11 protein-coding genes are annotated in these 12,860 nt (G+C 65.2%); 7 read left to right on the forward strand and 4 right to left on the reverse strand.

What is annotated here, in order from left to right:
* Positions 1 to 43 precede the first annotated feature (43 nt).
* The 5 genes from AC07PE_RS14030 (at position 44) to AC07PE_RS14050 (ending at position 6,454) form a co-directional block, all read left to right on the forward strand.
* Positions 44 to 1,237: a phosphopentomutase gene (locus tag AC07PE_RS14030; protein WP_498765376.1), complete on the forward strand. Its 1,194-nt coding sequence runs from the start codon at positions 44 to 46 to the stop codon at positions 1,235 to 1,237.
* Positions 1,234 to 2,190 (forward strand): deoxyribose-phosphate aldolase, encoded by a 957-nt coding sequence (gene deoC, locus AC07PE_RS14035; RefSeq protein WP_498765378.1) that lies wholly within the window; start codon positions 1,234 to 1,236, stop codon positions 2,188 to 2,190. Before AC07PE_RS14030 ends, deoC begins: the two co-directional genes overlap by 4 nt.
* A gap of 16 nt (positions 2,191 to 2,206) precedes the next feature.
* The gene (locus AC07PE_RS14040) at positions 2,207 to 4,585 is read left to right on the forward strand and encodes an aldehyde dehydrogenase family protein (RefSeq protein ID WP_498765380.1); all 2,379 of its coding nucleotides are present in this window, start codon (positions 2,207 to 2,209) and stop codon (positions 4,583 to 4,585) included.
* A gap of 131 nt (positions 4,586 to 4,716) precedes the next feature.
* Positions 4,717 to 6,039, forward strand: a complete 1,323-nt coding sequence (gene deoA, locus AC07PE_RS14045) for a thymidine phosphorylase (protein ID WP_498765382.1) — start codon at positions 4,717 to 4,719, stop codon at positions 6,037 to 6,039.
* Positions 6,040 to 6,049: 10 nt separating this feature from the next.
* Positions 6,050 to 6,454, forward strand: coding sequence for a cytidine deaminase (locus tag AC07PE_RS14050; RefSeq protein WP_498765384.1), 405 nt, complete (start codon positions 6,050 to 6,052; stop codon positions 6,452 to 6,454).
* A 67-nt stretch (positions 6,455 to 6,521) separates the two neighbouring features.
* On the opposite strand, the gene AC07PE_RS14055 is transcribed toward AC07PE_RS14050, so the two are convergent.
* The gene (locus tag AC07PE_RS14055; protein ID WP_498765386.1) at positions 6,522 to 7,631 is read right to left on the reverse strand and encodes a PEP-CTERM sorting domain-containing protein; all 1,110 of its coding nucleotides are present in this window, start codon (positions 7,629 to 7,631) and stop codon (positions 6,522 to 6,524) included.
* A 328-nt stretch (positions 7,632 to 7,959) separates the two neighbouring features.
* On the opposite strand from AC07PE_RS14055, the gene AC07PE_RS14060 reads away from it, so the two are divergent.
* Together AC07PE_RS14060 and AC07PE_RS14065 are read left to right on the forward strand one after the other, a co-directional pair.
* The gene (locus tag AC07PE_RS14060; protein ID WP_498765388.1) at positions 7,960 to 9,828 is read left to right on the forward strand and encodes an ABC transporter ATP-binding protein/permease; all 1,869 of its coding nucleotides are present in this window, start codon (positions 7,960 to 7,962) and stop codon (positions 9,826 to 9,828) included.
* A 61-nt stretch (positions 9,829 to 9,889) separates the two neighbouring features.
* Entirely contained in the window at positions 9,890 to 10,687 is a 798-nt protein-coding gene (locus AC07PE_RS14065; protein ID WP_498765390.1) for a DUF2076 domain-containing protein, read from the forward strand.
* Positions 10,688 to 10,700: 13 nt separating this feature from the next.
* On the opposite strand, the gene AC07PE_RS14070 is transcribed toward AC07PE_RS14065, so the two are convergent.
* Genes AC07PE_RS14070 through AC07PE_RS14080 form a run of 3 tightly spaced genes read right to left on the reverse strand, consistent with a single transcriptional unit; the run spans position 10,701 to position 12,858 of the window.
* Complete coding sequence (locus AC07PE_RS14070) at positions 10,701 to 11,129, reverse strand: VOC family protein (RefSeq protein ID WP_498765392.1); 429 nt, start codon at positions 11,127 to 11,129, stop codon at positions 10,701 to 10,703.
* 53 nt (positions 11,130 to 11,182) lie between these two features.
* A complete protein-coding gene (locus tag AC07PE_RS14075; protein WP_498765394.1) occupies positions 11,183 to 11,971 on the reverse strand; it encodes a LytR/AlgR family response regulator transcription factor in 789 nt (262 codons plus the stop codon).
* A complete protein-coding gene (locus tag AC07PE_RS14080; RefSeq protein ID WP_498765396.1) occupies positions 11,968 to 12,858 on the reverse strand; it encodes a sensor histidine kinase in 891 nt (296 codons plus the stop codon). Before AC07PE_RS14080 ends, AC07PE_RS14075 begins: the two co-directional genes overlap by 4 nt.
* Positions 12,859 to 12,860 lie beyond the last annotated feature (2 nt).

Below are 12,860 nucleotides of genomic sequence, written 5' to 3' on the forward strand. Positions count from 1 at the left end.
TTTCACGGGTGGGCTCTGACCCCCGACTGATTAGAGAGACTTTATGTCACGCGCATTCATCCTCCTGCTCGACTCCTTCGGCCTCGGCGCGCTGCCGGACGCCGACAAGTACGGCGACACTGGCGCCAACACCCTCGGCCACATTGCCGAGTGGGCCGCCAGGGAAGGCAAGCCGATGTCGCTGCCGACCCTGGAAAGCATCGGCCTCGGCGCCGCTGCCCATAAAGCCAGCGGCGAATGGCCGGCCGGTTTCGCCAGACGCGAAGGCTTCAGCGGCGCCTGGGGCGTCGCCCGCGAGCAGTCGACCGGCAAGGACACGCAGAGCGGCCACTGGGAAATCGCCGGCGTGCCGGTGCTGTTCGACTGGGGCTACTTCCCGAAGACCGTGCCGAGCTTCCCGCAAGAGCTGACCGACAAGCTGCAGGAACTGACCGGCGTGCCGGGCTGGCTGGGCAACTGCCACGCTTCCGGCACCACCATCATCGACCAGCTGGGCGACGAGCACGTCGCCAGCGGCAAGCCTATCCTGTACACCTCGGCCGACTCGGTGCTGCAGATCGCCGCGCACGAAGAGTCCTTCGGCCTGGAGCGCCTGTACGAAGTCTGCGAAGCCGCCTACGAACTGGTCAAGCCTTACAACATCGGCCGCGTGATCGCGCGTCCCTTCGTCGGCAGCAATGGCAAGTACAAGCGCACCAGCAACCGCCACGACTACGCCGTGCCGCCGGTCGCGCCGACCCTGCTGGACCACGTCAAGGACGCCGGCGGCGAAGTCATCGCCCTCGGCAAAATCAGCGACATCTTCGCAGGCCAGGGCGTGACCCAGCTGATCAAGGGCGCCGACAACATGGCGCTGTTCGACCGCCTGCTCGAAGTGGCCGACACCGCCGCCGATAAATCGCTGACCTTCGTGAACTTCGTCGACTTCGACATGCACTTCGGCCACCGCCGCGACGTCGCCGGTTACTCGAACGCGCTGCACGAGCTGGACGCGCGCCTGCCGGAATTCATCGCCAAGCTGAAGGAAGGCGACCTGGTCGTGATCACCGCCGACCACGGCTGCGACCCGACCTGGCCCGGTTCGGACCACACCCGCGAACACATCCCGATGCTGTTCTTCGGCCCGGCCGCACCAAGCAAAGAACTGCCGACCGCCGACACCTTCAGCGATATCGGTGCAACCCTTGCCAAACACCTCGGCGTCAAACCTCTTTCGAACGGAACTGCCCTGCTATGAGCCCGAACCTGGAATTCAAACGTAACACGGCCATCGGCCTCGACCTGGGCTGGATCAACCACCTCAAGGTCAACCGCAACGCCGCCGACCGCCGCGCCGTCAGCCTGGCGAACCGCCGCACGGTCAAGAAGGACTACCAGGCTGCCTGGCTGGTGAAAGCCATCCAGTGCATCGACCTGACCACCCTGTCGGGCGACGACACCCCGGGCCGCGTCGAGCGCCTGTGCATGAAGGCGATGCGCCCGCTGCGCACCGACCTGATGCAGGCACTGGGCCTGGACAGCCTGCAGACCGGCGCCGTTTGCGTGTACCACGAGATGATCGCCCCGGCCGTGCAGGTGCTGCAGGGCCGCATGCCGATCGCCGCCGTGTCGACCGCTTTCCCGGCCGGCCTGTCGAGCATGGAAACCAAGCTGCGCGAGATCGAATTGAGCGTGGCCGCAGGCGCGACCGAGATCGACATCGTGATCACCCGCCAGCACGTCCTGACCGGTAACTGGCAGGCGCTGTACGACGAGATGCTGGCCTACCGCCAGGCGTGCGGCGAAGCGCACGTGAAAGCCATTCTGGCGACCGGCGACCTGGTCACCCTGGAAAACGTGGCCAAGGCGTCGTGGGTCTGCATGATGGCAGGCGCCGACTTCATCAAGACCTCGACCGGCAAGGAAGGCGTCAACGCGACGATTCCGGTGTCGCTGGTGATGGTGCGCGCGATCCGCGAATACTACGAGCGTACCGGCTTCAAGATCGGCTACAAGCCGGCCGGCGGCGTCAGCACCGCCAAGTCCGCGCTGCAGTACCTGACCGTGATGAAGGAAGAGCTGGGCAACGAGTGGCTGGAACCGCACCTGTTCCGCATCGGCGCCTCCAGCCTCCTGACCGACATCGAGCGCCAGCTCGAGCACCATGTCACGGGCTACTACTCGGCCGCCCACCGCCACGCGCAACCTTAAGAATTACGGATTCGTCATGCCTACTATTAAAGAGATTCTTCAGACTATGGATTACGGTCCCGCACCCGAAAGCACCAAGGAAGCGCAAGCGTGGCTGGACCAGCACGGCCGCCGTTTCGGCCTGTTCATCGATAACGCCTGGACCGAAGCGGCAGAGACTTTCGGCTCCTTCAATCCGGCCGACGGCAGCGAACTGGCGCAAGTCAGCCAGGCCACCGCGGACGACGTGGAGCGCGCAGTTGCCGCCGCACGCCGTGCGCAGCCGGGCTGGGTCGCCATGGGCGGCCACGGCCGCGCCAAGGTCCTGTACGCGCTGGCCCGCCTGCTGCAAAAGCACTCGCGCCTGTTCGCGGTGCTCGAGACCCTGGACAACGGCAAGACCATCCGCGAAACCCGCGATGCCGACCTGCCGCTGGCCGCGCGCCACTTCTACCATCACGCCGGCTGGGCCCAGCTGCAGTCGGAAGAATTCGCCGACTACCGCGCCGTCGGCGTGGTTGGTCAGATCGTGCCGTGGAACTTTCCGCTGCTGATGCTGGCGTGGAAAATCGCCCCGGCCCTGGCTGCTGGTAACACCATCGTCTTCAAGCCGGCCGAGTTCACCTCGCTGACCGCACTGCTGTTCGCCGAGATCTGCGTGCAGGCAGGCGTGCCGGCCGGCGTGGTCAACATCGTCACCGGCGACGGCCGCGTGGGCGAAGCCATCGTCAATCATCCTGGCATCGACAAGCTGGCCTTCACCGGCTCGACCGAAGTGGGCCGCATCATCCGCAAGGCGACCGCCGGCACCGGCAAGAAGCTGTCGCTGGAACTGGGCGGCAAGTCGCCCTTCATCGTCTTCGAAGATGCGGACCTGGACGCCGCCGTCGAAGGCCTGGTCGATTCGATCTGGTTCAACCAGGGCCAGGTCTGCTGCGCAGGCTCGCGCCTGATGGTGCAGGAGTCCGTGTACCCGCGCTTCATCGCCAAGGTCAAGGCGCGCATGCAGAACCTGCGCGTCGGCTCGCCGCTCGACAAGTCGAACGACATCGGCGCCCTGGTCGATCCGGTGCAGCAGCAGCGCATCAACGGCCTGGTGGAATCCGCCCGTGCCGAAGGCTGCGAAATCTGGCAGCCGGCCTGCGACATGCCGGTTGGCGGTTCGTGGTTCCTTCCGACCCTGATCACCGGCGCCTCGACCTCGGCCGCCGTGGCCCAGACCGAAATCTTCGGTCCGGTGCTGGTGGCGATGAGCTTCCGCACCCCGGGTGAAGCCGTCCAGCTGGCCAACAACACCGTGTACGGCCTGGCCGCCTGCGTGTGGACCGAGTCGATCAGCCTGGCGCTGGACGTGGCGCCCGCCATCAAGGCCGGCGTGGTGTGGATCAACACCGCCAACCAGTTCGACGCAGCCTGCGGCTTCGGCGGCTACAAGGAATCGGGCTTCGGCCGCGAAGGCGGCAAAGAGGGCATGTACGAGTACCTGACCCCGCTGGCGGAAGACCGCCGCCCGGCCGCACCGGTCGTGGCAGAAAAAGGCAAGGTCAAGCCGACGGAAGAGGGCGTTCCGTTCGCTGTCGACCGCACCGCCAAGCTCTACATCGGCGGCAAGCAGGCACGCCCTGACGGCGCCTACAGCCGCGCCATCAACGGCGCCAACGGCGCCTTCCTGGCGGACATCGGCGAAGGCAACCGCAAGGACATCCGTAACGCCGTCGAAGCCGCGCACAAGGCGGCCGGCTGGTCCAAGGCAACCGCGCACAACCGCGCCCAGGTCCTGTACTACATCGCCGAAAACCTGGCCGTGCGCGCCGACGAATTCGCGACGCGCATCGCGCAGCAGACCGGTTCGAAGAACGCCGCTGCGGAAGTGCAGGCATCGATCGAACGGCTGTTCTACTGGGCCGCATGGGCCGACAAGTACGACGGCCTGGCGCACCAGCCGCCGATGCACGGCATCACCGTGGCGCTGAACGAGCCGGTCGGCGTGATCGGCATCATCTGCCCGAACGAGAACCCGCTGCTGGGCTTCATCTCGCTGGTGGCGCCGGCGCTGGCGCTGGGCAACCGCGTGATCGCCGTGCCGTCGGAAGCGCATCCGCTGTCGGCGCTGGACCTGTACCAGGTGCTGGATACCTCGGACCTGCCGGGCGGCGCGCTGAACATCGTCACCGGTTCGGCCGACGAACTGGCGCGCACGCTGGCTTCGCACTTCGACGTGGATGCCGTGTGGCGCCACGACGGTTCGGCCGAGGGCTGCGCCGAAGTCGAGCGCCTGTCGGCCGAGTCGCTGAAGCGCACCTGGACCGGCGGCGCGAAAGGCCGCGACTGGTTCGATGCCAAGCAGGCTTGCGGCAAGTCGGTTCTGCAGCATGCCAGCCAGGTGAAGAACGTCTGGATTCCGTACGGCGTCTAAGTAGTAGCGACATAAAACAACGTCATTCCCGCGAAGGCGGGAATCCATACTGAGCCTATGAGCACGCGACGTATGGATTCCCGCCTCCGCGGGAATGACGTTTCAAGAGCTAACATTTAAGGAAGCATCTCATGTTCCTCCCCCAAGAAATCATCCGCAAAAAGCGCGATGGCGGCGTCCTTTCCAAGGAAGAGATCCAGTTCTTCGTGCGCGGCATCCCCAACGGTGAGGTCACCGAAGGCCAGATCGCGGCCCTCGCGATGGCCGTCTACTTCAACGACATGAACATGGACGAACGCGTCGCCTTCACGCTGGCGATGCGCGATTCCGGCCAGGTCATGGAGTGGAAGTCGCTGAACCTGCCGGGTCCGGTGGTCGACAAGCACTCGACCGGCGGCGTCGGCGACGTCGTCTCGCTGATGCTGGGCCCGATGATCGCGGCCTGCGGCGGCTACGTGCCGATGATCTCGGGCCGCGGCCTGGGCCACACCGGCGGCACGCTGGACAAGTTCGATTCGATCCCCGGCTATTCCACCGTCCCCGATCCTGAGCTCTTCAAGAAAGTGGTGAAGGAAGTCGGCGTCGCCATCATCGGCCAGACCGCCCAGCTGGCGCCGGCCGACAAGCGCTTCTACAGCATCCGCGACACCACGGCCACCGTGGAATCGGTCGCCATGATCACCGGCTCGATCCTGTCGAAGAAGCTGGCGGCGGGCCTGGACGCGCTGGTCATGGACGTCAAGGCGGGCAGCGGCGCCTTCATGCCGACCTACGAGAAATCGGTGGAACTGGCGGAGTCGATCGTCAAGGTCGGCAACGGCGCCGGCACCCGTACTTCCGCCATCCTGACCGGCATGAACGAGTCGCTGTGCCCGGCGGCCGGCAATGCGGTCGAAGTGCGCGTCGCAATCGACTACCTGACCGGCAAATCGCGCCCGGCGCGCCTGCACGAAGTCACGATGGCGCTGTGCGCCGAGATGCTGGTCATCTCCGGCCTGGCAGCGACCAGCGAAGAAGCCCACGCCAAGCTGCAGCGCGCGCTGGATTCGGGCGAAGCTGCCGAGCGTTTCGCACGCATGGTGACCGCCCTGGGCGGCCCGGCCGACCTGATGGACAAGCCGGACGCCCACCTGGCCAAGGCGCCGATCGTGGTGCCGGTGCCGGCGCTGGAATCCGGCTACGCCTATTCCACCGACTGCCGCGGCCTGGGCCTGGCGGTGGTGGCGCTGGGCGGCGGCCGTATCCGTCCGCAGGACCCGATCGACTTCGCCGTCGGCCTGACCGACCTGATCGAACTGGGCAACAAGGTGGATGCCGGCCAGCCGATCGCGCTGGTGCACGCACGCACCCAGGAAGCGGCCGAGCAGGCCGTCCGTCAGGTGCAGGCCGCATACCGCATCGCGCAGGAGCAGCCAGCTGCGCAGCCGATGATCTACAAGACCATCCGTCCGTAAGGGAACCACGATGAAATACGAAAAGCTGATCGAGGAAGCCCGCGCCGCCCGCGAACTGGCCTACACGCCGTACTCGAAGTTCAAGGTCGGCGCCGCACTGGAATGCAAGGATGGCCGCATCTTCCGCGGCTGTAATGTGGAGAACGCATCCTACGGCCTGTGCAACTGCGCCGAGCGCACCGCCTTCTTTTCGGCCATCGCGCACGGCTACAAGCCGGGCGATTTCACGGCCCTGGCCGTGATCGGCGACACCGAGGGCCCGATCGCGCCCTGTGGCGCCTGCCGCCAGGTGACCCTGGAGCTGGGCGGTAACAATCTGCCGGTGGTATTGACGAACCTGAAGGGGGACCTGATGGAGACCACCGCGGCAGCTCAGCTGCCGAACGCCTTCGGTGGTTGGGACTTGCAGAAGTAATGCAGAAGTAATGCAGTAGCAAACCGCTGGCTGGAAGCCCCGCGCGGGGCGTCCAGCCGCGTGTCAATCAGCGCTGGCGGCGCTTGCGGCTGAATCCAAAGGCAGCTGCGCCCATGCCCAGCAGCAGAATCGATGCCGGCTCCGGCACGTCGATTTGCTGCTGTTCCGGCTGAATGACTTCAGCAAACAGATTCAGGGTCAGGGTCGATCCCGAATACAGGCTGTTCGAGGCTGCGTCCGGCGCATAGTCGCCGAAAGTCAGCAGGTAGCTGACAGAGTGCAGGCCGGCGATGTTTGCCAGGAAGTCAGCCTGGAACAGGGTGCTTTCGCCTGCGCTCAGGTCGTCGAACAGGGCCAGGTTGGTCGAAAACTGATGGGCGGTGTCACCGGTCTGGTCGATTGCGAGCAGGCTCAAGGCAACGCGGTCACCCAGCAGATTGGCCAGCGAGAAGCCGAGGCTGCCAACCTTGTCACCCACGAAGAACGAACCGAAATTCAGATCCAGCGTGTTGCCGGCGCTGCCGACGAAGCCCGCAGCCGCATGTTCCTGATAGGTGTAGCTCAGCGTCGTGCTGCCGTTCCAGGTGGCGTTTGCTTTCGTCGTCGACGTGGCATTGGTGAGGGCACCGGAATTCGTGGCGCTGACTTCAAGCGATTCGGTCACATCGACCTTGCCGGCGCCGACGTAAGCGTTCAGGTAGGAATTGTCGACATCCGTGGACACACCGCCAGATAATCCACCCGAAGCGGTCTTCGACGTCGTTGCCGTGTTGGCGCCAGTGACCACCGTGGTGCCGCACTTGGTCGAGGGGGAAGTTGCCACCGTGTGTGTGCAAGTAACTGCTGCCTTGCTCGCGGCCGATTTTGCGCTGGTGTCTGCGCCTGCGGCCGTCACGCCGACCGTGGTCTGCACCGAGCTGGCCGGGCTGGCGTTCGGGGTATTCCCGCTGTACTTGACGTCAAGGCTGACGTTCTGGCCGCTGGTGTCAGCGGTCTTGGCGGCGATATTCACGCCGGTCAGCACGCCTTTGCTGGCGTCGAACTGGCTGAAGCTCGTCGTCGTCGTGGCAGTCTGGCTTTTCGTTCCGGTGCCATTGAACGTCGCGCTCGATGCGCTAGTGGAGAAACCTTTGTCCAGCGTGATGACGGCAGCCTGTGCACTCGTCGAAACGAACAACAGAACGCCGCAGGTAGAGAGTAATGCGCTGATCGGTTTGAGTAACATTTTGGACCTTTCTTTTATCGCTTTTATCTTAATTAGTAGACTTCCAGCAAGCTTGCTTTTATATAAGCAACTACCATGCCAGACAGGTAAGTGCCTGATTTGATTGGTATTTACGTATGTTAAATTTGTGTCGTGTTTTTACCTGTAAAGAATGCCGACAGGAATTGTGTCGTGCAGCGTCTGCCAGAGGTATTCCTGCTATGTCTGTTTCCGCACTGAACAGACCTGTACCCGGTCGTATGCTGGGGCCGTGATTCATGCAAATACGGCGGCACAAGAAATGACCAAGCGATCTTCCGCACCCAGCAAGGCCGAGACCGATGAGGTCCCGGCACCCAAGCGACGGCGCGCCGCTCCCTTGTCGATCGAAGCATGGAAGCAATTCCTCAGTGTGGCGAAGCCTTACTGGCTGGGCGAGCAAAAGAAGAAAGCCTGGGTCCTGCTGCTGCTCCTGATCGTGCTGATGCTGGTCGAGACCAAGCTGGCGGTCATGCTGAACGACCAGTCCGGCGAGATGACCTCGGCGCTGGCGGCCAAGGATGGCGGCCGTTTCTGGAAATCGGTGCGGGCCTGCCTGTTCGTGCTGGCCTTCGCGGTGCCGGTCTACGCCTTCTATTACTACATGCGCGACCTGTTCGCGAACCAGTGGCGGCGCTGGCTCACCGGCCGCTTCCTCGACGGCTACCTGAAAGGGCGCAAATACTACGAGCTCGGGTCCGACAGCGAGATCGACAACCCCGACCAGCGCATCAGCGAAGACATCAACACCTTCACCGGCAGGTCGATCAACTTCCTGCTGATCTTCCTCGGTTCGATCATGCAGCTGGTGGCCTTCAGCGCCGTGCTGTGGTCGATCTCGCACCTGCTGGTCGGCGTGCTGGCGGTGTATGCGCTGCTGGGCACCGTGATCGCCCTCTGGGTGTTCGGCACCCCGCTGATCCACCTGAATTTCTGGCAGCTGCGGCGCGAGGCCGATTTCCGCTTCAGCCTGATGCGCGTGCGCGAAAACGCCGAGTCGATCGCCTTCTACCGCGGCGAGGCGCAGGAGCGGGCCCACATCGACAGCAAGCTGGACAAGGTAATCAACAACTTTACCCGGCTGATCAAAAAGCAGCGCAATCTCAACTTTTTCCAGCGCACCTTCAGCCAGCTCACCCTGGTGCTGCCGGGCGTGCTCCTGGCCGACGGCGTGCTGTCCGGCGAACTGGAAGTGGGGCGGGCGATCCAGGCGGCCGGCGCCTTCACCGCGGTGCTCGGCGCCGTCGGCGTCATCGTCGACAACTTCGAGAGCCTGAGCCGCTTCGTGGCGGGCATCGGCCGCCTGCAGGCCTTGTCCGAGCTGGTGCTGCCGGGCGTGGCGCCGGCCAACCTGGACGAGGGCAAGCACCCGCGCATCGAGCGGCATCCGGCCGGTCACCTCGCGCTGGAGTCGCTCACCCTGCATCCGCCGCAATCCGAGCGCGTGCTGATCAAGGAATTGAATCTGAAGCTGAAGCCGGGCGACGCCCTGCTCATCACCGGCGACAGCGGCTGCGGCAAGAGCTCGCTGCTGCGCGCGATCGCAGGCTTGTGGCACACGGGCAGTGGCGCGATCCATCATCCGCCCATCGAGGATTTCTTCTTCCTGCCCCAGCAGCCCTATCTGCAGGCGGGCACGCTGCGCAGCCAGCTGATCTACCCCAGTGCGCATTGCGACTTGAGCGACGAGCAGCTGCTGGAAATCCTGCAGCTGGTGCACTTGCCGCGCCTGGCCGAGCGCGTGGGCGGCCTGGACGCCGTGCAGGACTGGGCAAAGCTGCTGTCGGTGGGTGAGCAGCAGCGCCTGGCCTTCGGCCGTGTGCTGGTGCATGCGCCGGGCATCGTCATCCTGGACGAAGCGACCAGCGCGCTCGACAGCGCCAACGAAGCCTCGCTCTATGCGCGCCTGCGCGAGAGCGGCACGACCCTGATCAGCATCGCCCACCGCGCCGCCGTGCTGCGCCACCATACCCACGTGCTGCACCTGACGGGCGAGGGCGCCTGGGAAGTGCATGAAGCAAGCAACTACGAATTCGATGCGCCGTCCGCCGAAGCGCGCGCCGGCGCCGCGAACCCGAACCCGGACCCGCAGCCGGCGCGGCAAGCGCGTAAAGTGGTGGTGGCGACTTGAAATCCCGATCACGCCCTCAACATGAAGGCCTATCCGGAATCATTATTAAGGAGGCAAGGTCATGAGCCCGCAAGATACACAGATGTTGCACGATTTCCTGAACCAGCTGATCCAGGCGCGCGGCGTCCAGAAGGACCCGGAGGCCGATGCAATGATCCAGCGCGCCGTTGCCCAGCAGCCGGACGCGGCCTACCTGCTGGTGCAGCGCTCGCTGCTGCAGGAGCAGGCCCTGAACAATGCGAAAGAGCAGATCGCGCAGCTGCAAAATCAGCTGCAATCCGTCCAGCAGGGCGACCGGCGCTTCCTCGACGCGAATGCCTGGGGCAATAGCGGCGGTTCGCGTCCCGCGAGCGCGCCGATGCAGCAGGAGCGGCGCGAGTACTATCGCGATCCGCGCGACTACCCGCCGCAGTACCAGCAGCAGTACCAGCCGCAGTCCTCTCAACCGTCGATGATGGGCGGCATGTTCGGCTCGCGCTCCGGCGGCGGCTTCCTGGGCGGTGGCGGCGGCCTGCTGGGCTCGATCGCGGCGACGGCGGCCGGCGTGGCTGCGGGCAATTTCCTGTTCCACGGCCTGGACAATATGTTCCACCACCATGACCAGGGCGGCGGCAACCGCCTGCTGAACAGCGACGACCAGGGCAACAACCTGTTCAGCGACCAGTCGGGCAGCGCGCTGGCCGACCAGGCCGGCCTCGGCGACATCGGCGGCGCGTCCGGCAATCATCTGCTGGACAGCGGTTCCGGCGACGTCGCCTCGGAAGGCCTGTTCGACAGCGGTCTCGACGATGGCGGCAGCCTGGACAACAATGGCGGCTTCTTCGACGGCGACGGGTCCGACGAAGGCTTGTTTGGCTGATCGACCCGGCTGATCAGGGGTGGTCGAGCAGCTCCGGCTGCCAGGGATCGTAGGTCCCGACATTCCAGATATGGCCCTCGGGGTCGCGGCACATGAAGCCGCGGCTGCCGAACTCGGTATCGGCCGGCTCCTGCAGGATCACGGCGCCGGCAGTGCGCGCGCGCTCGCAGACACGGTCCGCATCGTCGACATGCAGGTAGACGGTCTGGGTCTCGCGGCCGCCGATCTGGTCCGGCTGGGCCAGGTGCTTGCCGTATTCATTGTCCCTGCTGACCGAACCCAGCATGATCATGCCGCCGTTCAGCGTCAGCTGGGCATGGGCGATGGTGTCGCCGCTGCCCGGCACCACCAACTGGCACTGGAAGCCGAAGGCCTCGCACAGCCAGGCGATGGCGGCGGGCGCGTCGCGGTAACGCATGCAGGGAATGGCAGCGGATGGCATCGGCGGCTCCTCGATGGGTGGACACGCCCATCCTACCAGCGCCGCCGCGCGATTCACATCTGCTGGAACAGATAGGTGTGATTGCGGCTCACTTCGAGTTCGAAGGGATGGCCGCGCAGCCTGAGCATATGGCGTCCGCGCAGGTCGCGCGCGACTTCGCCGATGGCGTCCACGCGCACCAGGGTCGAGCGGTGGATGCGCCAGAACTCGTCCGGGTCGAGCTCCTCGGCCAGCTCCTTCAGGGTTTTGCGGATCAGGAATTCGGCGCTGGCCGTCTGCACCCGCGTGTACTTCTCGTCCGACTGGAAGAACAGCACCTCGCGCGTGCTCACCATGCGCAGGCTGGCGCCGACCTGGGCCTGGATCCAGCGCAGGTAGCCGGTCTTCGGTTTTTCGCTTCCCTTTTTTTCCAGGAGCGAGGTCAGCTTCGCCAGCTGCTGGCCGATGTCCGGCTGCGCGGGCGCGGGCGTTTTTATGCGGCTGCGCAGGCGTTCACAGGTGGTGGCCAGCCGCTCCGCGCTCACCGGCTTCAACAGATAGTCGAGTGCGCCCTGTTCGAAGGCGTCCAGCGCGTACTGGTCGTAGGCGGTGGCGAACACGATGTGCGAACGCCGGTACAGCTGGCGCGCCGCCTCGATGCCGTTCAGGCCCGGCATGCGGATGTCGAGGAAGGCGATGTCGGGCTGGTGCTGTTCGCCGAGGGCCACGGCTTCGACGCCGTTCGCGGCCTCGGCGACGATGCGCAGTTCGGGCCAGACCACGGCCAGGCGCGCGCGCAGCAGGTCGCGCATCGGCGCTTCGTCGTCGGCGATCATGGCGGTGAGGACGCCATCCTTCATCATGCGGTCTCCATCATCTTGTAGGGCAGTTTGATCAGGGCGCAGGCGCCGCCGGCGGGCGGGGTGTGGATTATCAGCTCGGCGTCCGCGCCGTACAGCAGCTGCAGGCGTTCGCGGATGTTGGCCAGGCCGATGCCGTCGTCCGCATGCGGGTCGATGCCAATGCCGTCGTCGCAGACCTCGACGTGCAGCGTGGCGCCGTCGACATAGGCGCGCACGGTGACGGTGCCGCCTTCGATCTTCGGCTCCAGGCCGTGCTTGATCGAGTTCTCGATCAGGGTCTGCAGCATCATGGGCGGGAAGGGCGCGCTGCCGAGGAAGACCGGCACCTCGAAGCGCACGTTCAGGCGTTCCTTCATCCGCGCCTGCATGATGGACAGGTAGGCCTTCGACAGCTCGACCTGCTTGCCCAGCGTGCCGCCGTCGCGGGCGCGCATCTGCGGCAGGGTCGAGCGCAGGTATTCGATCAGGTGGGCATGCACGCGCGCGGCTTCCTGCGGGTCGGTCTCGATCAGCTGGCCGATCAGGGCCAGGGTATTGAACAGGAAGTGCGGCTCGACCTGGGCCTGCAGGGCCGCCATCTGCGCTTCCATCAGGCGCCGTTCCAGCGTGGCGACATTGGCCTGCATGGTGGCTTCCTTCGCCACCAGCTCGGCCTTGCGCTTGCCGCCGGCCAGGACCTTGACGCCGAAGGAGATCAGCACGTACCAGAAGGCCGGTTCGGGCATGTTCAGGATGATGCAGAACACCACCGCCAGGAACCAGGTCAGGAACAGCTGGCGCCAGTCGACCACTGCGAGCCAGTCGAAGAAGCGCCACCACAGCTTGCTGGCTTCGTTGAAGGCGTCGCGCAGGAAGTCGAGCCCGTGATTGATCTGGCTGGCGCGCATGA

The organism is Telluria sp. GW821-FHT07G12, from assembly GCF_059418525.1.

Bases quoted from the DNA above. Each gene is read 5' to 3' on its own strand.
- AC07PE_RS14030 (WP_498765376.1), top strand. From the start codon at position 44: ATGTCACGCGCATTCATCCTCCTGCTCGACTCCTTCGGCCTCGGCGCG.
- deoC (WP_498765378.1), top strand. From the start codon at position 1,234: ATGAGCCCGAACCTGGAATTCAAACGTAACACGGCCATCGGCCTCGAC.
- AC07PE_RS14040 (WP_498765380.1), top strand. From the start codon at position 2,207: ATGCCTACTATTAAAGAGATTCTTCAGACTATGGATTACGGTCCCGCA.
- deoA (WP_498765382.1), top strand. From the start codon at position 4,717: ATGTTCCTCCCCCAAGAAATCATCCGCAAAAAGCGCGATGGCGGCGTC.
- AC07PE_RS14050 (WP_498765384.1), top strand. From the start codon at position 6,050: ATGAAATACGAAAAGCTGATCGAGGAAGCCCGCGCCGCCCGCGAACTG.
- AC07PE_RS14060 (WP_498765388.1), top strand. From the start codon at position 7,960: ATGACCAAGCGATCTTCCGCACCCAGCAAGGCCGAGACCGATGAGGTC.
- AC07PE_RS14065 (WP_498765390.1), top strand. From the start codon at position 9,890: ATGAGCCCGCAAGATACACAGATGTTGCACGATTTCCTGAACCAGCTG.
- AC07PE_RS14070 (WP_498765392.1), bottom strand. From the start codon at position 11,129: ATGCCATCCGCTGCCATTCCCTGCATGCGTTACCGCGACGCGCCCGCC.
- AC07PE_RS14075 (WP_498765394.1), bottom strand. From the start codon at position 11,971: ATGATGAAGGATGGCGTCCTCACCGCCATGATCGCCGACGACGAAGCG.
- AC07PE_RS14080 (WP_498765396.1), bottom strand. From the start codon at position 12,858: ATGCGCGCCAGCCAGATCAATCACGGGCTCGACTTCCTGCGCGACGCC.